The organism is Streptomyces sp. ADMS, from assembly GCF_033441795.1.
In the GTDB taxonomy this organism is placed as follows: Bacteria; Actinomycetota; Actinomycetes; order Streptomycetales; family Streptomycetaceae; genus Streptomyces.
Genome location: NZ_JAVFVX010000047.1, coordinates 41564 through 63086, shown reverse-complemented (window position 1 = coordinate 63086; position 21523 = coordinate 41564). Strand labels below are relative to the sequence as shown.

Annotated in this window: 28 protein-coding genes; 5 read left to right on the top strand and 23 right to left on the bottom strand. The window is 69.9% G+C overall.

The window, feature by feature from the left end; translation table 11 throughout:
* From RB628_RS21390 to RB628_RS21375, 4 genes are all read right to left on the bottom strand, one after another.
* Nucleotides 1-386 (bottom strand): multicopper oxidase domain-containing protein (locus tag RB628_RS21390; RefSeq protein ID WP_318322112.1); only part of this gene is annotated, 386 nt, incomplete at its 3' end.
* 70 nt (nucleotides 387-456) lie between these two features.
* The gene (locus RB628_RS21385) at nucleotides 457-912 is read right to left on the bottom strand and encodes a hypothetical protein (protein ID WP_318322111.1); all 456 of its coding nucleotides are present in this window, start codon (nucleotides 910-912) and stop codon (nucleotides 457-459) included.
* Nucleotides 913-1017: 105 nt separating this feature from the next.
* Nucleotides 1018-1218 carry a metal-sensitive transcriptional regulator gene (locus tag RB628_RS21380; RefSeq protein WP_412180699.1) on the bottom strand — a complete coding sequence of 67 codons (201 nt, stop codon included), beginning with the start codon at nucleotides 1216-1218 and terminating at the stop codon, nucleotides 1018-1020.
* A gap of 133 nt (nucleotides 1219-1351) precedes the next feature.
* A complete protein-coding gene (locus RB628_RS21375) occupies nucleotides 1352-4168 on the bottom strand; it encodes a heavy metal translocating P-type ATPase (RefSeq protein WP_318322110.1) in 2817 nt (938 codons plus the stop codon).
* Nucleotides 4169-4380: 212 nt separating this feature from the next.
* On the opposite strand from RB628_RS21375, the gene RB628_RS21370 reads away from it, so the two are divergent.
* Together RB628_RS21370 and RB628_RS21365 are read left to right on the top strand one after the other, a co-directional pair.
* Nucleotides 4381-4644, top strand: a complete 264-nt coding sequence (locus RB628_RS21370; protein WP_318322109.1) for an SHOCT domain-containing protein — start codon at nucleotides 4381-4383, stop codon at nucleotides 4642-4644.
* Nucleotides 4645-4695: 51 nt separating this feature from the next.
* Nucleotides 4696-4899, top strand: coding sequence for a DUF2933 domain-containing protein (locus RB628_RS21365; RefSeq protein ID WP_318322108.1), 204 nt, complete (start codon nucleotides 4696-4698; stop codon nucleotides 4897-4899).
* A 728-nt stretch (nucleotides 4900-5627) separates the two neighbouring features.
* Here the strand turns inward: RB628_RS21365 and RB628_RS21360 are convergent.
* The 5 genes from RB628_RS21360 to RB628_RS21340 all read right to left on the bottom strand — a co-directional run bounded on the left by RB628_RS21360 (nucleotide 5628) and on the right by RB628_RS21340 (nucleotide 9569).
* Complete coding sequence (locus RB628_RS21360; protein WP_318322107.1) at nucleotides 5628-5777, bottom strand: 4Fe-4S binding protein; 150 nt, start codon at nucleotides 5775-5777, stop codon at nucleotides 5628-5630.
* Nucleotides 5778-6132: 355 nt separating this feature from the next.
* Complete coding sequence (arsA, locus tag RB628_RS21355; protein WP_318322106.1) at nucleotides 6133-7986, bottom strand: arsenical pump-driving ATPase; 1854 nt, start codon at nucleotides 7984-7986, stop codon at nucleotides 6133-6135.
* 145 nt (nucleotides 7987-8131) lie between these two features.
* Nucleotides 8132-8587, bottom strand: coding sequence for a universal stress protein (locus RB628_RS21350; RefSeq protein ID WP_318322105.1), 456 nt, complete (start codon nucleotides 8585-8587; stop codon nucleotides 8132-8134).
* Nucleotides 8584-9042 (bottom strand): hypothetical protein, encoded by a 459-nt coding sequence (locus RB628_RS21345; RefSeq protein ID WP_318322104.1) that lies wholly within the window; start codon nucleotides 9040-9042, stop codon nucleotides 8584-8586. The genes RB628_RS21350 and RB628_RS21345 overlap by 4 nt, the downstream gene beginning before the upstream one ends.
* Before the next feature lie 257 nt (nucleotides 9043-9299).
* Nucleotides 9300-9569: a hypothetical protein gene (locus tag RB628_RS21340; protein WP_318322103.1), complete on the bottom strand. Its 270-nt coding sequence runs from the start codon at nucleotides 9567-9569 to the stop codon at nucleotides 9300-9302.
* Between RB628_RS21340 and RB628_RS21335 the strand changes: the two genes are divergently transcribed.
* Both RB628_RS21335 and RB628_RS21330 read left to right on the top strand, forming a co-directional pair.
* Nucleotides 9568-9840: a hypothetical protein gene (locus RB628_RS21335; RefSeq protein WP_318322102.1), complete on the top strand. Its 273-nt coding sequence runs from the start codon at nucleotides 9568-9570 to the stop codon at nucleotides 9838-9840. The two genes, RB628_RS21340 and RB628_RS21335, sit on opposite strands and share 2 nt — an antisense overlap.
* Complete coding sequence (locus RB628_RS21330) at nucleotides 9833-10021, top strand: hypothetical protein (protein WP_318322101.1); 189 nt, start codon at nucleotides 9833-9835, stop codon at nucleotides 10019-10021. The genes RB628_RS21335 and RB628_RS21330 overlap by 8 nt, the downstream gene beginning before the upstream one ends.
* Before the next feature lie 69 nt (nucleotides 10022-10090).
* Here RB628_RS21330 and RB628_RS21325 read toward each other — a convergent pair whose 3' ends face one another.
* Complete coding sequence (locus RB628_RS21325; protein ID WP_318322100.1) at nucleotides 10091-11296, bottom strand: hypothetical protein; 1206 nt, start codon at nucleotides 11294-11296, stop codon at nucleotides 10091-10093.
* A gap of 170 nt (nucleotides 11297-11466) precedes the next feature.
* Between RB628_RS21325 and RB628_RS21320 the strand changes: the two genes are divergently transcribed.
* Complete coding sequence (locus RB628_RS21320) at nucleotides 11467-11985, top strand: NUDIX domain-containing protein (RefSeq protein WP_412180698.1); 519 nt, start codon at nucleotides 11467-11469, stop codon at nucleotides 11983-11985.
* Between the two features lie 20 nt (nucleotides 11986-12005).
* Here RB628_RS21320 and RB628_RS21315 read toward each other — a convergent pair whose 3' ends face one another.
* The 13 genes from RB628_RS21315 to RB628_RS21255 form a co-directional block, all read right to left on the bottom strand.
* Nucleotides 12006-12557: an NUDIX hydrolase gene (locus tag RB628_RS21315; RefSeq protein ID WP_318322099.1), complete on the bottom strand. Its 552-nt coding sequence runs from the start codon at nucleotides 12555-12557 to the stop codon at nucleotides 12006-12008.
* On the bottom strand, nucleotides 12554-13396 hold the full coding sequence (locus tag RB628_RS21310) for a class I SAM-dependent methyltransferase (RefSeq protein ID WP_318322098.1): 843 nt from the start codon (nucleotides 13394-13396) through the stop codon (nucleotides 12554-12556). The genes RB628_RS21315 and RB628_RS21310 overlap by 4 nt, the downstream gene beginning before the upstream one ends.
* A gap of 70 nt (nucleotides 13397-13466) precedes the next feature.
* Nucleotides 13467-14384, bottom strand: a complete 918-nt coding sequence (locus tag RB628_RS21305; protein ID WP_318322097.1) for a DUF2797 domain-containing protein — start codon at nucleotides 14382-14384, stop codon at nucleotides 13467-13469.
* Between the two features lie 28 nt (nucleotides 14385-14412).
* Complete coding sequence (locus tag RB628_RS21300) at nucleotides 14413-15108, bottom strand: thymidylate kinase (protein ID WP_318322096.1); 696 nt, start codon at nucleotides 15106-15108, stop codon at nucleotides 14413-14415.
* Nucleotides 15109-15130: 22 nt separating this feature from the next.
* A complete protein-coding gene (locus RB628_RS21295) occupies nucleotides 15131-16198 on the bottom strand; it encodes a hypothetical protein (protein WP_318322095.1) in 1068 nt (355 codons plus the stop codon).
* Complete coding sequence (locus tag RB628_RS21290) at nucleotides 16195-17013, bottom strand: hypothetical protein (protein WP_318322094.1); 819 nt, start codon at nucleotides 17011-17013, stop codon at nucleotides 16195-16197. The genes RB628_RS21295 and RB628_RS21290 overlap by 4 nt, the downstream gene beginning before the upstream one ends.
* Nucleotides 17013-17657 (bottom strand): GTP cyclohydrolase I, encoded by a 645-nt coding sequence (gene folE, locus RB628_RS21285; protein WP_318322093.1) that lies wholly within the window; start codon nucleotides 17655-17657, stop codon nucleotides 17013-17015. Before folE ends, RB628_RS21290 begins: the two co-directional genes overlap by 1 nt.
* Nucleotides 17658-17717: 60 nt before the next feature.
* A complete protein-coding gene (locus RB628_RS21280) occupies nucleotides 17718-18464 on the bottom strand; it encodes a 7-carboxy-7-deazaguanine synthase QueE (protein ID WP_318322092.1) in 747 nt (248 codons plus the stop codon).
* On the bottom strand, nucleotides 18461-18871 hold the full coding sequence (locus RB628_RS21275; RefSeq protein ID WP_318322091.1) for a 6-carboxytetrahydropterin synthase: 411 nt from the start codon (nucleotides 18869-18871) through the stop codon (nucleotides 18461-18463). The genes RB628_RS21280 and RB628_RS21275 overlap by 4 nt, the downstream gene beginning before the upstream one ends.
* Nucleotides 18872-19012: 141 nt before the next feature.
* Nucleotides 19013-19687, bottom strand: coding sequence for a hypothetical protein (locus RB628_RS21270; RefSeq protein ID WP_318322090.1), 675 nt, complete (start codon nucleotides 19685-19687; stop codon nucleotides 19013-19015).
* Between the two features lie 28 nt (nucleotides 19688-19715).
* Complete coding sequence (locus tag RB628_RS21265; protein WP_318322089.1) at nucleotides 19716-20114, bottom strand: DUF6415 family natural product biosynthesis protein; 399 nt, start codon at nucleotides 20112-20114, stop codon at nucleotides 19716-19718.
* Entirely contained in the window at nucleotides 20114-20587 is a 474-nt protein-coding gene (locus RB628_RS21260) for an ATP-binding protein (protein ID WP_318322088.1), read from the bottom strand. Before RB628_RS21260 ends, RB628_RS21265 begins: the two co-directional genes overlap by 1 nt.
* Complete coding sequence (locus RB628_RS21255) at nucleotides 20584-21384, bottom strand: TauD/TfdA family dioxygenase (protein WP_318322087.1); 801 nt, start codon at nucleotides 21382-21384, stop codon at nucleotides 20584-20586. The genes RB628_RS21260 and RB628_RS21255 overlap by 4 nt, the downstream gene beginning before the upstream one ends.
* Between the last annotated feature and the right edge of the window lie 139 nt (nucleotides 21385-21523).

Genomic DNA, 21523 nt, shown 5'->3' with positions numbered 1-21523 from the left:
GGTGCGCCGTCCATGTCGTTGCGCAGGGCGATGCCGTGCCAGTGGATCGAGGTGGTGGTCCTGCCCGGCAGCTGGTTGGCGAGTTCGGCGGCCAGGGTGTCTCCGGCGGAGAGCCGGACCTCCTTGCCGGGCGCGCGGCCGTCGAAGGTCCAGGTCTTGGCCCTGACGCCGCCACCGAGGTCGACCGTGGCGGGCGCTGCGGTGAGTGTGATTTTGTGCTGCCTGCCGGTGCCGGTCCGCTTCTTCTCTGCGGCGGCGACGGCGGAGCCGGAGGGGCTGACCAGGGTGGGGGCGGTACTGGTGGAGTTGGTGCAGGCGGCGAGCGCGCCCGCGCTGGCGGCGCCGAGTCCGGCGAGCAGGACAGCGCGGCGGTTGATGCTGTTCACGATGGAGTCCTCTGGGGTCAAGCTGCATGTGGTCGAGGCGGAGACGGCACACGGGTGCCGCGGGCGCGGCCTAGATGCGCAGCTGGGAGAGGACCGACAGGTCGGGTGGCGCGCGGCTGATCGTCCCTGCGGGCAACCGTCCGGGCTTGGCCTGGTACGCGCTCGCCGCCTGCCGGCCATCGCGCTGCGGCGGCGGGGCGAGCTTGACCGTGTCGACGCTCGCGGTGGTGCAGTGCTGCATGCCGGGATCGGCGCAGGCGCTGCCGTCGACGCCGTGCGAGGGGGCAGGTGCGTCGAGCGTGTCCGTGTGGTCGGCGGCGGGGCCCTGCGGGACGGCGGCAGCGGACGAGGACGCCATGCCGGGCATGGCGTGCCCGGCCTGCGTCGAAGGTGTGGCGTGTTGCACCCGGGGGGCGGTGATCGCGGCCGTCTCGTGGTGGATCAGCACGGCCAGCGCGGCAAGCAGGGCGATGACGGCGCCGTGGGCCCAGCAGACAGCACTGGCGCGGCCTGTCACCATCGCCATCGCCTCCACCCGAGCTTGCCTTCTGCGAGCCCAGTCGACGGGGGCTCGCCGTCCGCCCAATATACCCCCGCGGGGTTTTGTCGACCCTTGATGCCGCCGAGGCGGTCACAGCCGCAGCGTGCGGCGCAGAGCGAGGGTGAGTTCGTCGAGCTTGGCGTCGCCTTCGGCCTCATCGGCGCGAACCGCGCTGTGGACGCAGTGCCGAACGTGGTCGTCGAGCAGGCCGAGGGTGACCTCTTGCAGGGCGCGGGTGACGGCGCTGATCTGGGTGAGGATGCCGATGCAGTACCGGTCCTCGCCGACCATGCGGGTGATACCGCGTACCTGGCCTTCGACCTTGTGCAGCCGGGACAGGTGGTCGTCCTTGTGGCCGCGGCGTAGCCGCGCGGGGCCGCGCTCGGTACCGGATCCGCGGTGTGAGCGTGGTCGGGGAGGGTGGTCATCGGGTGTGCCCTCCCTCGTTTGTCCCGTCTGCTGCCGCTGCGGGGTAGCGGCCCGGGTCGGCGTCGAAGGTGGCCGCGCAGTGCGCGGAGCAGAAGAAGTAGCTGCCGGGTGCGGTGTCGCGTCGTGCGGCGGCGGTGGCCGGGTCCAGATGCATGCCGCACACCGGGTCCACAGTCATAGCTGCCGCGCCTGGAGGGTGCTCGTGGCCGGTGCCGGACTCCGGCGCGTGGTGCGGCTGTCGCCCGACATCGGCCGCGGCGGGGTGGGCCGTGACCCGGTTGGCTGCGGACTCCACCCGGGGTGTGACGGATTCCGGTGTGGTGGGTGGCAGCGGGCTGGTGTGCCAGCGGCGCAGGCGGGAGGCGTTGGTCACGACGGACAGGGAGGACAGGGCCATCGCGGCGGCGGCGATGATGGGGCTGAGCCGGATGCCCCACAGCGGGTAGAGGGCGCCGGCGGCGAGCGGGATGCCGACGGCGTTGTAGACCAGGGCGAAGAACAGGTTCTGCCGGATGTTGCGCATGGTGGCCCGGGACAGCCGGATGGCGGTGACGACGCCGGTCAGGGAGCCGGAGATGAGGGTGATGTCGGCGGCCTCGATGGCTACGTCGGTGCCGGTGCCGATCGCGAGGCCGACATCGGCGGCGGCCAGGGCCGGGGCGTCGTTGATGCCGTCGCCGACCATGCCGACGGTGCGGCCTTCGCCCTGCAGACGGCGGATCTCGTCCGCCTTGTGCTCCGGGAGCACCTCGGCCAGTACGCGGGTGACGCCGACCTGGGCGGCGATCGCGGCGGCGGTGCGTGCGTTGTCGCCGGTGATGATGACGACCTCGACGCCCAGGCGCTTGAGGGCGGTGATGGCGGCGGCGGAGTCGTCCTTGACGGTGTCGGCGACCGCGAGCACCCCGGCGGGCCGCCCGTCGATTGCAGCCAGGACAGGGGTCTTGCCCTGGGCCGACAGGTCGGAGGCGACGGGCGCCAGCAGGGTGGTGTCGATGCCGACGTCCCCCAACAGCCGGGCGGTGCCGACCAGGACGGCGTGCCCGTCCACGGTGGCCTGGACGCCTTTGCCGGTGACTGAGTCGAAGCCGGTCGCGGCCGGCCACGACAGGCCGCGGTCGCGGGTGCCCGTAACGATGGCCTGCGCCAGCGGATGCTCGCTGTCGGCCTCGGCTGCCGCCACCAGCCGCAGCATCTGCGTTTCGTCGATGCCGTCGGCCGGGTGGACGTCGGTCAGGACGGGTTCACCTTCGGTGACGGTGCCGGTCTTGTCCAGCACCACGGTGTCCAGCTTGTGCGCGGTCTCCAGGGCCTCGGCGGAGCGGATCAGGATGCCGGCCTGGGCGCCCTTGCCGGTGCCGACCATCACCGACAGCGGGGTGGCCAGCCCGAGGGCGCACGGGCAGGCGATGATCAGGACCGCGACCGCGGAGACCAGGGCCAAGGTCAGCGCGGGGGAGGGGCCCACGGTGAACCACAGGGCAAAGGTGCCGATCGCGATGGCGATCACCGCGGGCACGAAGTACGCCGAGACCGCGTCGGCGAGCCGTTGGATGGGGGCCTTGGACGCCTGGGCCTGCTGAACGAGGCGGATGATCTGGGCCAGCATGGTGTCGGCGCCGACCTTGGCCGCCCGCACGCGCAGGGATCCGGTGCCGTTGACGGTGGCCCCGATGACCGTGTCCCCGGCGTGCTTGGTGACGGGCATGGGCTCGCCGGTGACCATGGACTCGTCGAGCGCGGAGGAGCCGGAGAGGACCTCGGCGTCGACGGGGATCTTCTCGCCGGGCCGGATGACTACCTCGTCGCCGACGGCCACGTCCTCGACGGGGATCTCGGTCTCGGTTCCGTCGCGTATGACGCGGGCGGTGCGGGCCTGCAGGCCCAGCAGGGCGCGGATGGCCTCGCCGGTGCCGGCCTTCGCGCGGGCCTCCAGCAACCGTCCGAGCAGGATCAGGGTGAGGATGACGCCGACGGCCTCGAAGTAGACCTCGCGCACGTCCTCGGGCAGCAGACTGGGGGCGAGGGTGACCAGGAGACTGTAGCCGTAGGCGGCGGTGGTGCCGAGGGTGATGAGGCTGTTCATGTCGGCGGCGCGGTGGCGCAGGGTCAGCCAGCCGGTCACATGGATGGGCCGGCCGGTGTAGAGCATCACCGGGGTGATCAGCGCCAGTTGCAGCCAGTGGTTGAGCATCCAGGCGGGTATCCAGTCGGCGCCGAAGAGTTCGTGCGCCATCACGGCGAACAGCACCGGGGCGGTGAGTACCGTCCCTACGGCCACCCGGCGGGTCAGGTCTTTGATCTCCGCCTGCCGCTCGGCGGCGTCTGCGGCCTCCGCCTCGGCGGACCCCGTTTCCTCGCCGCCCGCCGAAGCTGCGTGCGCGGCGGCGGTGTCATGGCCGTCGGGGGAGGCCGGAGGGGCTGTCGAGGGGCCGTCGGCGGGCTCGACGAGCAGGGTGCCGTGGATCATGTTCATGCCGCAGGCGAAGCCGAAGGATCCCGGCCGGTCCGGGGTGAGCCGGACCGTGGTTCGTGTGTGGGCGGGTAGTCCGGCGCCGACCTTGAGCTCAGGGAAGACCACCCGGGAGGTGCACTCCCCGGACTCCTGCCGATCGAAGACGAGCTCCACCGGCGTGCCCTGGCGGACCTTGATGAGGCTGGGGCTGTAGCCGCCCCGTACCGTCACCTCCACCCGCTGCACTCCGCCTTCCACCCGGGCGGCACCCGCACGGCGAGGGCCGAAGAAGAACCAGCCCAGGGCGGCGATCAGTCCTGCGGCGGCCAGGACAACGACGACATCAATGGCACCCATGGCAGCGCGCCCCTTTCAGCTCGCTCCTTCAAGTCTCCGCCCGGCTACCCCTGCCTGGTAGGGGCTGAACGGCCCGCCCGCTCGGGGCCGTCCGACCCCTGCATATCGGCCCCGACAGAGGCACGATGAATGCAAGGGCAGAAGCTCCGTGAGGGCGCCGGACCTCGGCGTCCGCACCCGATCGCCGAACGACCCGAAGCAGGTGAATGGCGATGTTCTGGTACGGCCACGACGTCAGCGGATGGGGCTGGTTCGCGATGTCCGCCAGCATGGTCGTGTTCTGGGCGCTGATCATCATGGTGGGCGTACTGCTCTTCCGTGCTGTGAACCGGCCTCACGAGCACACCCACATCCCTGCCGCGCCGCAGACACCCGAGCAGGTCCTCGGGGAGCGGTTCGCCCGCGGGGAGATCGACGAAGAGGAGTACCGGCGCCGCATGAACGCCCTGCACGGCGGCCCTCTCACCAAACCCTGAAAGCCGGCCGCACTGGCTGCGGCCTCTGTCCTCCGCTGAAGGAGGCTCGTGATGAACCAGCGCAACTACGGTATGTACGCGCTCGCCGCCGCGATCGTCGTCGTCGCAGCCCTGATTGTGGGCGCCTCGCTGGATAGCCTCGTCTGGCTCGCCCTCGTGGCCGCCTGCCCGCTGATGATGTTCTTCATGATGAGGGGCATGCACGGCCAGGACTGTGGAGTGCCGTTAACGAGCGGCGAACCAAGTGACAAGTAACCCGCTGTGTTCGTGCGGGCCGAAGTGTCAGTACCGGGGCATCCATGACCCGGCTGGCCAGATTCGGGCGAGGATCTCGAACTCACTGATGAAGCCGGATGGAGCGGCGGCCGGGGGTCTCGTCGTCCTCTTGGAGGGCCTTCGGTCGCTGCTGTCGTACGAGCACGGGGCCGAGAGGGCGGCTTTGCGGCGCTGTTGGCGACGACGGATTCGATGAAGCCGACGAGTTTGAGTGGGCCGCCTTGTCTGGTCGGGCGCAAGCAGCGGCCTTGGCTGTCAAACTCCCACCGTGGGGTCGTCACCCACCGGTCGGCGCCGTGCTCGGCCACCACCTGGAGCGAGGGGACGGCGCCAAGCCAGGCCCGGACCCCGGTGACGACCCAGAGTGCGGGAACCCCGTCGACGGCCATCCGGGCGGTCCGCTCGAACAGGCCACGCGGCCCGTCAGTGCCGATCTTCGACAGCTGGGCCTCGAACGTGTACCGGCCGCCGGTGACGTTGGTGGCAAGCACGTCGGCCCGCCAGGCCCGGTCGGGCCCGGCTTGTTCGAGTTCGGCTGACCAGCCCGGTAACCCGGCGGCAGCATTCGGCGAGGTCCCGTTTCAGCTGCCGGTGGTGTTCGGTCTCCTCCCGCGGTGAGTAGTCGGGTACCCCGGGGTCGTGGGCGAAGTACTGCAAGCCGTTCGGCGAGAGCTTCGGGCAGAGCGTCCATTGACACTTTGGGCAGGTCAGCGGCCGAAGCGGTAGACCAGCCGGCTGCAGCCGGTCACGCACGTCCCGCAGCCGATGCAGACATCCTCATCTACCGTCGGGTGCCAGTCGGCGATGTCCTCCCGGGGGATTCCGTGCCTGGGCTTGGTGAACTTGGGATCAGGCATGGTCGCACCCTCCTTCGCGTCCCTGCGACGAGTCTCCGCCTCCGTACGCGTGGCCGCCCGCCGCCAGGTAGACGGCCCAGAGGGCCAGCCCGGCGGCGAGGCGTTGAGGAACATCCGTGTCAGCCCGTGCAGGCCAGAGCCATGGCCTCGGCGACCTGCACAGGGGTGAAGCGAGTCGGGCGCCCGGTGCGGTTGCGGTCCGCCAGGGCGTCTCTGCGACGCGGTGAAGCTATACCGGACAAGCAGCGGCAACGGGCAAGGCGGACTGTCCGATCAGCCGGTGTTGGTCTTTCCGGCATCCTCCGTGCAGGAACCGGCCCGGGACGCTACCGACGACGAGTGACGCCGTACGACATCATCGGCTCGTCGCGTGAGTCAGGGCGGCCAAGCGGTCCTCACCGATGAGGGTGTCGACCTGCCACGGCACGAGCCAGGCGCGGGCTGCCAGCTCGTCGCGGACGCGGTGCAGCTGGGGGCGCTCCAGGGCTGCCCGGGCGCGCAGCACAGGATCCTGGGTGCCGCTGGCCGTCAGGGCGGCGTTGACCACACAGCCGAACGGCTCGATGCCGGCCCGCCGGAGGCCGTCTTGAAGTGCTGCGGCCTCGGAGACGGGGGTCAGCTCGGGGAGCGCGATGATGAGGACCCGCGTGTGGGCCGGGTCCCGCAGGCGCATCAACGGCGTCGTGATGCGCCCGTGCACTTGGGCGGCGTCCGCCATGACCTGGCGGTGGTAGGAGCCGGTGAGGTCGAGCAGCCGCAGGGTATGGCCGCTGGGGGCGGTGTCCACGACGACGAACCGGTCCCTGGCCGTGGTCAGGAGTGCCCCGAACGCCCGGAAGACGGCCAGTTCCTCGGTGCACGGCGAGCGTAGATCCTCTTCCAGAAGCGCACGACGGTCCGGGGGCATCCGCTCTGCGGCCCGCAGTCGCTCAGCGGTGTAGTCGGCGAGTTCGGTGGCCGGGTCGATGCGGCTGACGGTCAGGTGCCGGAACGGACCACCGGTGAGTACATCCGCGGGCCGCCCTGCCGGGTCGGTTGTGGACAGGTGCACGTCGTGGCCCCGGCGGGCGAGGCCCACGGCGATGGCGGCGGCGATGGTGGTCTTGCCCACGCCGCCTTTGCCCATCACAAGTACCGCGCCGGGTGGGCCGGCGGCCAGCTCGTCGACGAGCGCCTCGATGGATGGGAGCGGCGTTTCCTGCTCGTCGATATCGGCGTCGGCGTCGGTGGGGGCGTCGGGGCCTGGCACGGGACCGCCCTGACCGCGGACCAGCGCGCGAAGTGAGGCGATGCCGGTCAGGTTCCATGCGACCAACGGCACGCCCGCGGTGGGGATCGCCCGCAGGGAGGTCGGCCGGACGTCGAGCGCCGACGCCTGGCGGTCGGCGAACGCCTCGGCGACCGTGTCGCCGGCCAGAGGCTCGGTGAAGAGGCCGTTGACGATCAAGAACTGGTTGTGGATCCCCTGGGCGGCCAGCTCAGCCCCGGCCCGTCCCGCCTCTCGCAGCGCACCCGGCTCTGGTCGGCTCACCAGGACGAGCGCCGTGCGCCCGGGATCACCCAGCTGCTCGACGGCCGCCTGGTACTGCGCGCGCTGGGCCTGCAGACCTGACCGCGGGCCCAGGCAGCTCGCCCCTGCGGGGGCGCTCTCGATGTACTGAGCCCAGGAGCTGGGCAGGTTGAGCAAACGCAGCGTGTGGCCCGTCGGCGCGGTGTCGAAGAGCACATGGTCGTACCGGCCTACCAGCTCCGGGTGGACGATCAGCTGCGTGAACCGGTCGAAGGCCGCCACCTCCACGGTGCACTCGCCGGCAAGCTGCTCTTCGATGGCGTGCAGTTCCTCCGTAGGGACCGCACCCCGGTACGGGGCCATCACACGCTCGCGGTAGGCGGCCGCCGCTGCGTCGGGGTCGAGGTTCATCGCCTCCAGCCCAGGCACACCCGGCACCGGGCCTGGCGCCGGACCCACCGCCGTGCCGAACAGGTCACCCAGATTCGAAGCTGGATCGGTGCTCACCACCAGCACGCGCCGGCCGGCATCGGCCAGCGCCACGGACACGGCGCTGGCCACCGTCGTCTTGCCCACACCGCCCTTGCCGGTGAAGAAGACGAACGGTGTGTGCCACGAACCCCACTCCAGCATCGGCAGCGCGGGCACGCGCGCCGCCAGGCCGCGCGGCAGGTGCGGGCTGCCGTTGGGTTCCCTCATGGGTAGCGTCTCCGTTCGCCTGTCCGGCGCGGCGAACCCGCCGGTGGGTGTCTCAGCTCGCGGGCGAGGGCCGGTGACGGCCTGCCGTGCCTAGACTGGGACTTGACGAGTCTTCCGGCGACACTCGACTGCCGTCGTCCGGTTCTCACTGCGGGGTGGGGACGATCACGACGGGGCAGCGAGCATGGTGGGCGACGCGCTGGCTGACCGAGCCCAGCAGGGTCCCCGCGAAGCTGCCGTGGCCGTGGGAGCCCACAACGATCAGGGCGGCACCTTCCGACGCCTCGATCAGCACAGCGGACGGATGGCCCTTTGCCGCCCTCCTGTCGATGCCCGCCTCTTCCGGCCCGGCCTCGAGATCGGCCACCGCATGGTCGACGACAGCTCTGGCAGCGGGCTCGAACATCTCATCCGGGTAGGGCGGGGATACGCCTGGCAGACCCAATGAGGGGATCTGCCAGGCATGGATGACCTCCAGACGGGCGCTGCGGAGACGTGCCTCCTGTGCCGCCCAACGCAGGGCCCGGGTCGAGGAATCCGATCCGTGGACGCCCACGACGATGCGGGCCGCGCCCTTGTTGCCGACAGGAACCGTGCTCACGTTTCCTCCCCTGATGGCCGGCTCTGTGCCTCCGAGGCACCCGGTGCCGGCTCAGTCACGATGTGCCCTTGGACGTCGCAGACTGCGGCGATGTTGTAGATGGTGCCGAAGTTGCGCAGGTTGCGGCGAAGCAGGTCCACCCTGTGCTGCGGTTCGTCGGTCACCAGCCGTAGCTCGTAGTTGATCGCGATGAACCGGGACGGGCTGTTCTGCCGCTCGGCTCGCACTTCGACCTTCTGGTAGCGGAAGGGCAGCAGCCGGCCGGATCGTTCGACGTTCTTGAGCAAGCAGGCGGCGAACGCCGAGACCAGCAGATCGGCAGGCCCCGGCAGCCCGGACGGGACGGCGGCGGCCCAGGAGGCGTCGAAGGCGATGGTCTCGGTCCCGGCGTCGATCCGTGCCTCACCGCCCGGGGTGCTGTGGGCCTGCACCCGGTAGGTGGTGGGAGCGCTCATCATGTACTCCGTTCGGGAGGGCCGCCGGCGGTGATGGGGTGGCCGCTCATGGCACGCACAGGGCAAGACCGGCCGGTGGAGGCCGCCTCACCCATTCCACACTCCCGCTGGCGTTCCCGCAGCAGCACGGAATTTGATTCGAGAAGCAGCCGCTCGGCGGAGGCGCAACAGGGCAGCACGTCCCGTTTGCGGGACCGGCCGGGTACCAACCAGTGCAGCGCACCCGGCGATGGGCGTCGGGTCCGGCCAGCGCGCTGTCAGTGTGCGGCGAGGTCGTCGGCGATGGTACGGGCGGATCGCAGGCGACGGCCGACGCCGATAAGGCTGGCGGAGGCGAGGTCGGTCCCGCAGCCGGGGAGGAACTGCCGCCGTTCGGCCCGTGTGCGGGTGCCGGGTTCGCCGGTTTCCGCGTCGGCGGATACGACCGGGATGCCGCCGCCGACTCTGGCCCCCTCGACGAGGGCGAGCCCCTTCCCGATCTTCTCGGCCGGATACCGGCGTCCACGGCACGGCGAGGAGAACGCCATGACCGCCGCCGTAGCCATCGGGATCGGAGCGCTGATCCTGGCCGCCATGGCCTATGACATCGCACGCCTGATCACGTCGGCAGAGAGCCGCTGCCCACCCCTGGCACGCCTTCGGGGTCGGCGCGCGGCCCTGGAACACGCTGAACAGTGGTGTGTCGGCCCGCGCCTGCACGACCTGCTCGACACGGCCACCTATCAGCACTGGATGAACAGCCTGGCCCACGGCCGGCGTCGGCCGACCGAGAAGCCTCAAGGAGTACGTGATGGCTGACGCCGCATACGGCCTGTGGCCACTGGTGGTGCTCAACACCCTGCTGTTCATCGTGTTCGCCGCTTCTGTACAGGAGCGCGGAGGCCCCAACGTGCGGCATGCATCCACCCTTGAGGGTGCGCGGGTTCGCTGTGAGTGGCCGGGTGGCCGGGTGGCCGGGTGGCCGAAACGCCGATGCTGATACGCGTGTGACAGATGAGGTTTCGCGGCGATCCAGTCCTCGCCGCTGCTCAAATGGCTCAGCAGATGATCAGCGCGTCGGCATCAACTCGGGTCGGGCGGCGACGGCATCGCGCAGGAAGCTGAGCTTGGAGTAGAAGGTGCGTTCCTTCGCCAGGCCACGGGCCGCGAGGTAGGAGAGGAGCCAGCGGTCGATGCGCTCCATCTCCCGCAGCATCGCTTCCTCGTCGTGGTCGAGGAGGCTGCGCGACCGCCGATACTCCATCTCGCACTGCGAGAGCACGACGTCCGGTGCGGCCAGGAGCGAGCAGCGGTCGAAGAAGATGCCGAAGACGTGGCCGGTGCGCATCGATTCGCACTGGCTGTCGTAGCGGACGCGCCGGAACGGCGGCAGCGCCTGCACTTGGAGGCCCAGCTCGGAGCGTAGGTACGCACCGAAGCTGTCCGGGGAGATCTCGATGTCGGTGGAGATCTGCTCGCGGCGGGCGAAGGTGTCCTCCGCGAACCACTTGCGCTTGAGCACATGGGTTCCGTTGACCGTGGGGATGAAGGAGGCGTAGCCGCGCTCCTCGTCGGGACCGACGACGTCGAACATGTGGTTGTCGAAGTAGTGGATCTCGAATTCGTTCCGGTATTCCGGGCGGCAGTCGGCCAGTTCGCCGTGGCGAAGGGCTTTGAGCAGCTCCATGGAGACGGGCCAGATATCGGGGGCGGGCTGGAGGTTGTACTTGTACTCCAGCTCTGTCCCGGCGAAGTGGGTGCGGAAGTACCGCAAGTGGTTGTTGAGCCGCAGCGCCGACTCGGCGTGCGCGGTCAGCACCGGGTTCAGCCAGCGCAGCGCCTCCACCGGGCCGCTTCCGACAGGTTCGCGGGTGGTGCGGAGGAAGCAGGCGTCGTCGGCGTAGAACCGGATCTGCGCGTACGCGTGGTAGCCGCCGCCGGGGTGCTCGGCCAGGTAGCACAGCGGTACGAGTCCAGAGGTCGCGGCCGTCCCGACCATCTCGCGCAGCGCGGTGCCGGCGGTGGCGTCGGGGAACAGGTCGCTGCCCTCGATCCGGGTATCCGCGAGCCGGCCGCCTGCTGCGGTTAAGGCGGTGGTGAGGCACGTGCCGAGCGTGTCCCACCGTACGACGACGGTAGTGCTGGGGAGACTGACCTCCTGCGGAGTCACCCGGACCAGCACGATCGGGTCGTCCGGGCGGCGACTTACGGTCTGGTTGAGCAGGTGGATTCCGCCCAGGACGATCCAGGCGGCTGCTGCTGTGTCGCTGCTCATGGCTGGTACCCCTCTTCGGAAGCGGACACCGCGACCGTGCCCTCGCTGCTGACCGCCCCCACACCGCCGTCCGCGACACGCCGCCTGCTGGTCAGAATTGACAAGGCTGGGGGGCGTGTTCGGGAGGCAGTGCGCCCTTCCCGGGGCGCCTTCGGCATAGGGTGAGTCAGGTGATCGACCAGGTGACCTTGGAAGCGGCACTCGCCGATGCTCGCCTTGCCGCGCTGGAGTTCGACGGGGCGCGGGCATGGCTGGAGGACGCCCGGCAAGGGCCGATGGAACCGCTCGCGGCCGAGGTCTGGGTTACCGACCCGACCTTCAGTCACGTCCTGCTCGTGGAGCACCGGGTGCGTGGATGGGTACCGCCGGGCGGCAAAGTCGAGTTGGGCGAGACACCGCGGGAGGCCGCTGCCCGCGAGCTGTGGGAGGAGACCGGCCTGCGCGGTGAGCTGCTGCCCGCTCCTGCGGCTGTAGCCGTGCGTTCCTATCGGGCCGACTGGTCGGCGACGCTGGGCTTGTCGTACGCCGCGGTCATCGGCCGCGACGTGCCACTCGGTGGGGAGAGCGGGCAGTCGCCGAGGTGGGTCGTCCTGGACGAGGAGTGGGAGAGCGTCTTCCCCGAGGACCGCGACCGCATCCGCGCGCACGTGCGCCGGCTGGCGTCTGGGCAGTCGGTCGGGGCGTACTGAGCCTCGCTCCAGGCTTGCCCTCAGATGACCCTGTCGATCAGGTTCAGGGCCTCGGGGGTCAGCGTCACGAGCTGCAGGTCGTGCAGGAAGCGGACCCACACCGGCGCAAGACCGGGCTTCGCCGTGAACTCCGATTCGCTGATCCGGCCTTCGGCGTAGGCCGCGGTGCGGCGCGCGTGCTGCTGGAGCTGGTCGGGGTGTATCCATCGGGGGTCGCGCACCTCTCGGTCGGACGGTCTGATCGGCCCGGACACTTGGGCCTGGTAGATCCACCAGCGGTGGCCCGCGGTCTCGTCGGTCGGGCGGCGGCACCGGTTGGGCCGCCACCGCTCCAGCAGCAGATGCAGGTGCGTGACGGCCAGGCCGACTTCCTCAGCGACCTCCGCGCGGGCGGCATGCTCAGGGCCGCCGTGCTGGTCGACATGGCCGGCCACCGGGGCGATGCCGGCCGGGGGCGTCGCACGCTCGAAGACGAGCAGTCCGGCCGGTGAGGAGATGAGCACCCCGACGCTGGTGTGGTCGCAGCACACCGTGCCGCTGTCGTGGCTGGTGGGTGGAGGAAGCGCGGTCAACGCTCGCCCCAGGGCCGCTCGGCGACCACCACGAGCCAGCTCGTCACGGTCGGCGCGTCGGGTGAGGTTAGGGCGTACGCCTTGGACAGGATGTCCATCCGCTGGGTGTGGGTGAAGTCGCCGTCGGGTCGGGCGAAGACGGGAATCGACAGCCACGCTGCCTTCTCCGCCACTGTGCCGTGCTGGGCGACGATCTCGGTGTCCAGCACGGACAGTCCGGCGGCGGACATGTGCTCGGCGACCGCTTCCAGCGGTAGCTTGGGCCCCGTTTCATCGGACGGGGGCGGGGTGTAGCCATAATCCCGGGCGGCGACCTGTTGGATCAAGCTGTTCAGCGACGGCTTGGTGCGCCCGGCCTTCTCGTCGTCGAGACGGACTCCTGCGAACCCCCCGCCCACGTTGAACACGAAGAGCCCGCCCGGCCGCAGGACCTGGCGAACAGCGGCGAACACGTCCGGCACGTGGGTCTTCCAGATTGCGGAGTTGCACACCACGGCGTCGACGCCACCGGCAGGGACATGGTCGGCCAGGTCCTCGGCCGACGCCGTGACCCAGGTCAGACGCGCGTCACTCACGGTGCGGCGGCCGACGCGCTGCATGGCGGCTGCGCTGTCCAGGGAGACGACTCGAGCTTGGGCCGGGGCAAGGGCGAGGATCGCCTCGGCGGTCGCGCCCGCACCGCCGCACAGATCGACCACCAGGCGGCTGCCCGCGAGGTGGGCGCGCTCGGCGAGGTCACGGCTGGTGGCGCTGTACATGGGGTAGTCGCGGGTGAAGGCGGCGTACGCCTCGGCGGTGGAGCCCTCGTCCCAGCCGAGGACGGCGTCATGGGGTGCCATGGTCGGATGCCTCGCTTCGCAGAAGGCCCCGGCCCCGGCCCCGGCCGACCGGGCCAGGGCCGGTCAGGAGTCAGAACAACGCTGATTGGACGGCCGTACCCGGGGAGCTGAACGAGCCGAGCACGATGCTGCGGCCCTTCAGCACGCCGAGGTCGAGCAGGTAGCCCACGTCGTCGCTGTCCAGGGCGGTGAGGACCTGGGAACCGACGCACGAGACGGGCGTGAATCCGTGCTCACCCTCGCGCAGGTCGTGCGGGTACAGCACCCGCTCGGCACTGGGGGCGCGCAGCCGGGCGCCTTGAGCGGGCGGCGTCCACGACTCCAGTACCGAGGGGATGTTCATGTCGGCCAGGGCCTCGGCGGCGCGGGCGATGTCCTTCTCGTGCGCGACGCGGGCCGTGGACAGGTCCGGCAGGGTGGCGAGCGATTGGAGCTTGGCCGCAGCCCGCACGGTCTGCGGCAGATCAAGACGCCTGGTCAAGGCATCTTCGAGATGGCGCACAGCGCGCCCGTCGTCGGCCTTGGCCAGGTAGGTGGCGAACAGGGCGCCCTGTTCATCGAGGCGGGAACGCTTGCGCGGTTCGGCCGCGGTGCCGACCTTGGTGGTTCCGTCCGCGAACGTGGCCGCGTACAGCCAGTGGGGCTGGGCCATGTACTGCACGAGGGCCGCGGGAGCGTGGCCGCCCTGGTGCACCTGGTGGGCGAAGCGGAAGTCGTCCCGGCCGGCGCAGTGGGCGCACTGGCCGCTCTGTTCGGCGGGCGCGCGGTTGGGGCAGGCGACGGCTTCGACGCGGACGGTGTCGGCAAACTCGTACCGGCCGGTGCACCACCGGCCCGTACCAGCCTGGTATCCGAGCCGCCAGTTCATGATCTCGGCGTAGGCCAGCGGCCCGCCGGACAGCGGCGCTAGCAACAGCCGGGGGTCTCCGGTCGCCCAGGTGACGCCGTGGCACACGTACTCGCCATCGCAGGGTGGGGTCACTGGCATGGTGCGTTCCTCGAAGTGGTTGGGGCGGTCAGATGCTGAGCTGGAGACGGTCGGCCAGTGCCTCGACGGCGGCCTTGTAGACCGTGTCGCGGTCCATGTCGGTCACGTCCAGGGACAGCCATCCGCCGCGCTGCTCCTGCTCGCGCAGCTGGACCAGGACGCTGTCCTGGTAGCGAATGAAGTCATCGTCACCGGTGCCGGAGTGGCCGGTCTCCAAGGATGTGAACGAGTCTTTGCGGCGCAGGGCTTCACGGGCTCCGATACGCAGGAAGATCACCAGGTCGGGTTCGGTGAGGTGGGCGAAGACCTGTTCAGCGAGGCGGGTGGGCACATCCGGATTGACCGCGTAACGGGCGAGGATCTTGTGGTGCGCGTTGTCGAGGATCACGTGCGTGCCGGTGGCGAGCGCGGGTTGGATCACGAGCTTGTCCTGGAGCGTGTACCAGGCGGCCAGCGCCAGCAGCCAGTAGTGGTCGCCGCACGCCTGGGCGACGCGGGCGTCTCGCCGGTAGACGAGCGCGTTGAGGCCGTCGACGTAGGCGGACAGATCCTCGTCCATGGGGACGGCGGTGCTGTGCTTGCCGATCAGGATGGCCGGGTGGCCGGCGTCGTTCAGGGCCTGGTGCAGGTGGGTGGCAAGGGTGGACTTGCCGGCCCCGTCGATGCCCGTAACCGTGATTTCCAGGCCCCGCGCGGGGGCGTCTGTGTGTGCTGCGACCGTCATGGTCGTGTTCCTCCGAGGATGTTCAGGTCGGGCGGGTCGCCAGGCGGTTCGCGATGATGTCGCGGATGTGGCCGACCAGGACGGCTCGCCGTCGGATGACGTCACCGTGCCGCTCATTCGACAGGTCAGCGGGGTAGTGGCGGGCGAGGTTGTTGGAAATGACGTGGAGGTAGCCGAATCTGATGCCCGCCTGGCGCGCAGCCGCCCCCATGGGGCCGATCTCCGGATCGACGAAGGCGTGCTCGGCGTGCTCGGCCAGCCAGTCCCGGTCTTCCAGGAGGATTGAGGGCGAGGTGACGTGGACGCCGGTGCGCACAACGAATTGGGCGGCGGCGAAGTCTCCGAAGAAGTCCTCCCACTCCACGGGAGCCCCGCCGACGAGGCTCTCGTTGCCGGTGGCGAGCCAGGCGTTGGGCTCGACCTCGGGGGACAACGCCCCGACCTTGCCGACGTAGACGACTTCTCGGGCGCCGAGTTCGGCCAGGCGCGCGACGACGCGGCCGGCGACGTCACCCCAGATACTGTGCCGGAAGCCGAGGTACACCACCCGGCGGCCGTGTATGACGGCACGCTGCCATGCGTAGCCTGGGCCGCGCCTCCACATGTCGCCAGCAGGGGCGAGGTACTGCAGGCCCCAGCCGACGATCACGAGGTCGCCGTCGAGGCCGAGGTCGATCGGTTCCAAAGCCGCGCGGCACAGCGCTGTCTCCGGCAGCTGGTAGGTGACGGTGTCGGCCGGGCGGCCGGTCATGGCCAGATAGGTGGCGATGATCAGGGCGTAGTGATGGACGTAGTCGTTGCCGGGGAACGCCTTGATCAGCAGGTCATGGCCGTGGACTTCGGCGGTGGGGCGCTCGTAGTTGAACGGTTTGCCGGTCTTCTCGTGCTGGGAGATCGCGGCCCGGCGGTCGTAGCCGCCGACGACGCGGATGCTGTTCCAGCTCCGTTCCTGGATGAGGTGGTGGACCTTGATCTGCAGGTATCGCAGCAGACTGGCCGGGCCCATGGTGTGTCCGGCCACCGCGATCGGAGCCGCACGCAGTGCCGTGCCAGCGCCCTGCGCGAGGACGAGATCGGGTCGCAGGCTCACGCGCGGGCCTCCGGGATCCGCACGCTGCTGCCTGCCGCCTCGCGTACGACCGTGATGTTGCGCCGGATCAGGTCGAACCGGTCCTCGGGGATGGGGCCCAGGTTCTCGATGCGGGGCGTGCTGGGCTTCTCGTACGGGCCGCCGGGCAGCATCGCGATGCCCATGGCGCCGAGGATGACCGGGGCGGCGCCGTCGACGGAGGCGATCCACTCGTGCTCGCGCTGCTCCAGCAGCTCCAGGTGCCCGGTCCGGCCCAGTCCGAGGAGTCGATAGACGATCCGCTCCTCGACCATGCCGTTCCCTTCCAGGTAACGGGTGGCCGTCCAGCGGGTACGACACAGCTGCTCCTCGGGCGCGGGGCGCCGAGAAGCGGGCAGGGCTATCGCGCCGACGTAGTCGCTGGAGGCGAAGTGGTCATAGCAGCGCAGCCACTCCTCGTCGTCCGCGGCGTGCACCACGGCGCACAGGCGGAAGTCGTCGCTCAGGTCGTGGATCTCACGGGCGGCCTCGTCGCTGGCCTTCATGGTGGCGGGTCCGTCCCCCATGACGTCCGGCAGGATGATCTCCCGGGCGCCGACCGCGCGGGCCGCCTCGATCAGATCGGGGGCCGACAAGGCATGGCCGAGGTCGAAGACGCCGTTGTCGACGATGATCTCCGCGCCGCGCTGCGCCTCGTGTCGGAAGAACGACCTGTAGGCCGGGTCGGACAGGACGTGCTGCGCGGCCACGTGGTGGATGAGGGCAGATTCCTGGGCGACGAAGGCATCCAGGTAGGCGGGCGGGGCGATCACGGAGACATCGATGCTCTTGGCCATCACGCGGTCCTCCACTGGTTGGTGACGAGGGTGAGGAACTGCTGGGAGAGGACCGGGTCGCTCTCGAATCGGCCGCCGGCCTGGAGCGTGGAGGTTCGGGCGGGCTCCATGCGCACGCCGCGCATGCTCATGCACAGGTGAGTGCCGCGCACGGCGACAGCCACGTCCTGACTGCCGATCACCCGGGAGATCTCCTCGGCGACCTCCCGGGTGAACCGCTCCTGCACTTGGAGACGACCGGCGTATCGCTGCGCGATCCGCCCGAACTTGGACAGGCCCACGACCTCGCCGTCCGGGACGTACCCGGCGGCGACCTCCAGGTTCATCGGCAGCATGTGGTGCTCGCAGAGCGCCCAGACGCTCATGCCGCCGACCACGACCAGCTGCCCGCTCAGGGGCTTCTCGGCGAAGCACGTCGGCGCGGCTGCCGAGGCCGGAGACTGGAAGTCGCGGTACCAAGCCGCGACGCGGGCCGGAGTGCCTGCCAGTCCCTCCCGGTCGGGGTCCTCGCCGAGCGCGGACAGGAGCTGACGGACCAGGTCTGCGACGCGTTCGGTGTCGACCGGCGTCGGTTGGGCGGGGCTGGGCTGCTCGGGCAGGGCAGGGCTCTCGCCGGCGGCCGGGCTGCAGAGGGCGTGGGTCATGGACTTCGCCTCGCTTCCAGGGACTTGGGAAACATGGGGGGTAAGCAAGGAAGGCATCGGTCAGCGTCCGCGGGCTTCGGCAAACGCGAGGACGTGTAGACGCTGGGTGAAGTGCCAGCGGCGGATCGCGACGGCGTCCGCGAGTGTTCGGGTGGTCTCGATCAGGCCCTCCGGCGTAGTGCCCTCGGGCATCACCCAGACCGGGTCCAGGCCGTACCGGTCCGCCAAGGCGCCGATCTCGTCCAGCTCGGCCACCATGCGGGTGACGAACTTGAACGCCGCCCGGCCGCTCGCCGCGAATGTTTCCAGCGCGGACGGGACGATGCGTTTGGCCTCAGCGGCACCGGAGTTGGCGAGTTTGGGCGAGACGTTGAAGCGGACGCCGTGGACGAGCAGCTCCGGATCGGGAGCGATGGTGCCGTTCGTCTCGAACTCCACCCGCTTACCGGCAGCCAGCAGCCCTTGAACGAGCGGGATCAGCTTCTGCTGCTGGAGCAGGGGCTCGCCGCCGGTGATGACGACCAGCTTCACGGCCGACCCGAGCGCCCACGCGAGCAGGCTCGCGACAGTCCGCCGCTTCGACTCATTACGGGGGTCGAACTGAGTCCAGTCCCATGTGTACTTGGTGTCACACCAGTCACACGTCAGATTGCAGCGCGAGAGACGGATGAACAGTGCCGGCACTCCGCAGCTGGGGCCCTCGCCCTGGAAGGTCGGCTGTTCGACGCCGAAACACTCGGCGACGATCAGCTCGAACTCCTCGTCGATCCCCGCGGGTGCCACCACAGGGGCGTCTGCGGCCGTCATCGCTGCTCCACGTCGAAGCGTGCCCAGCTGCGTTCGGTCTCGCGGACCCGGACGGCGACCAGCCGTCCGGGGGTGGTCGGCTCGACGTTCTGGATGAACCACCCGGCCAGGAATTGGGCCAGGCGCTCCGAGGTCGGCTCGAAGGGGAGGATCTCGTCGAGGTTGCGGTGGTCGAGTTCGGCGTCCAGGAACTTCTTGAACGGGGCGAGGTCACCGAAGTCGGTGACGAAGCCAGGCTCCTCCAAGTCGAATGCGGTGAGGATGACCTCGACCTGGTAGCTGTGGCCGTGCTGTCGCGAGCACTTGTGCTCGGGCGGGAGGCCGGGGAGCCGGTGGCCGGCCTCGAAGCCGAAGGTCTTGCCGATGATGAACGTGCCGGACGGGAGCGGTACGGAGCTGAAATCCATGGGACCTTCCCCTTGGGACTCGGCGTTGCGGGCAGCGTGCGGCAGCCCTGCTGGCGGGCGGATCAAGGCACGTACGCAGGGGCGGCGTTCTTGCACCGCTCGGCTGTCCGGGCCGAGGCGGCTGGACAGCCGAGCGGCCGTCTAAACGGCGGAAACGAGGTCATCCAGGTCGACGACGCTGACGTCTCGTAGCTCGCGCACGAGCTGCGAGGCCAGGAACCACGGGGTCAACCGTCGCTGCTTGTACGGCAGCGGGGAACTTGCAGACTCGCCGTCGAACTCGACGGGCTCAGGTCGTCCGTCGGGACCGGTGCGGTAGAGCGTCCCGATCACTCCGTACAGTCGTGGGACCCTGACCCGGAGCGCGACGGCCCCGGTCCGCACGAGGTGTCCGCACTGCTCGACTGCGGCCTTCGCGTGTTCCAGACACAGGGGTGGTTGAGCCGTGAGGTGCCCCTCCCAGCCGTCCGCCGGCACGTCGGTCTGATGCGTGGCCAGGAACAGGTATCCCAGAGCGGTGCGGCTGGACTGCTGCACGCACACCTGGCACCGCAGTTCCTCCATGCACTCCCGCTGCCGCGAAGGGTGCACGTCCCGCCACCGTGGTCTTCCGATGATCTCGTTGCCATCGCGGGACTGGGAGCAGCGTGCCCAGAGCACGCCTCGCTCGTCGCGGTCGCGCGGCCCTTCGTCCAGGTAGAACAGGCCCTTGCCACCGGGCCGCAGGCTCAGGTTCGACAACGAGCCCGCCTGTTCGCCGTGGCGGGCGGTGATGTAGGGCACGAGGCGACTGGCTGTGACGGGCGTGGTGGTCATGCGGTTGCTTCCCTCGGCGTAGCGCGCGTCATGAGGCGGTATCTCCCATCAGGTCGAGAATCGCGAGGATGGCCAGGGCGAGCCGTCGGAGGTGGGCCGGTGCGTCCTCGGGGTGGGGGTGCTCGGCGCTCAGGTAGATCAAGCGCCGCATCTCGTCGATCGGGTACGGCCGCACGAGGTACGGAACGATCTCCACGAACTTGGTGGTCGCCTTGCGGAACCGCTCCGCGACGGCCGTGACCTCATGCGGGGCGGGGTGTGCGTACTCACCGAGTACGGACTCCAGGTCGTCGTACAGCTGCTCATCGATCGCTTCGCTGGCGAGGGAGCGGCGCAGGGAGTAGAGGAGCGTGCCCAACGTCTCGTGATCGTCGGAGGTTCGTCGACTCAGCAACTGCGTGGCGACGTCGGCCGTCACTGCGACCATCACGATCTCCCTTCGGGGATCGCGAGGGAGCACCACGTCATCCTGCCGTCGTAACTGACCCCCCACTCCTTCGCGAGCGCGGCGATGAGCAACAACCCGCGGCCGTTCTCGGCGGCTTCGCCCGCTTCACGCAGCCGGGCCGGAGTCGGGTTTCCGTCGGTGACCTCGATGCGCAGTTCGCCGTCGGAGCTCGTCACCCTGAGTCCGACCGGATTGCCTTGGCCATGTCGCACGGCATTAGTCACCAGTTCCGAGACGGCAAGCGTGGCCGTGTCGCACAGCGCTGTGAGGTCCCAGAGGCGCAGGTGGGCCGACGTGATCCGCCGCATCTGTCCGACACGGAAGTCAGCCGGGAGGAAGTCCACCTCGAAGCCACGCATGCCCGACTGATCCGAGCGTGAGCCGGGCGGGGCATCGGCCGTGGCGGCCGTCAACTCTCTGGCGGGGACCGTCATGATTCGTTCCGTCGTCATCCCACCTCCGAGAGCATGGGCGGAGGAACCGCCTCTGGGGCAGGCGCGAACCCTCGCGGCATGGGAAAACGGGGATGCCCAAGGGCACGCCAGCAGAGCCGGTCGCCGGTGAAGGCGCGACGCCCGTGCAGCCAGCGTTCGTTGTCCAGCAGATAGCCCTGTCCGGGTGCCAAGGCCAGGGGGATTTGATGGCGTACGGCTGCGGCCCCTAGCTGTGGGAGGTAGGGCAGAACGATCGGGCTCCAGCGTGCTAGCCCGTCAAGCCGTAGGCGTACGGACACCCGCTGGCCGCGGTGGACGGTGAAAACCTGCGTGGTGTGACCGTCTCCGGCTCCGAAGAACGCTGTGCGAGGCTGTGCCAGCGCCGGCCCGGCCTCCCGCCCACCGATGAAAAGGCTGGTGTGGACAGCCTGCCCGTCGGTGAGCAGGGACTCCCCACCCTTCACTGCGGTCTGCCCGCACACGAGAAGCATCAGGCGGGGCGGATTGGGTGTGCCGGAACGTTCGGTGTGGGGATCGAGATTCCCGTTGCCGAATCCGGCGAAGCCTGCCCGGTGCGTGTGGCGGCGGGTGTCCCGGATGGTGGTGAGGCCGTCCGAGTCGCTGTCGCGGTGCGGTACGAGGTTCATGATCCGGTTGGCGAAGGCGAGCACGGCGTTGCGTGAGGTGAGGCCATCGAGAGTGACCAGGCCCACGTCCCGCAGCTGTGCCGCGATCGTCGCCTCTGCCCCCGGCGTCGTGAGGTCGATGCGGTGGTGCGCGAAAGCGTCGGCGTACGGCTGGTGGGCTCGGCGCATCACGGATCTCCTTCGCTGCGATGTGGTGCTCCCACTGTTCGGAGCCGCTGGGCCTGGGGTAAAGCGACAGATTGTCGACTCGGGCAATTCGCCCACGAAGGAGTTCGGTTGGGGCTTGCGTGGTACGTTCCGAGCACCC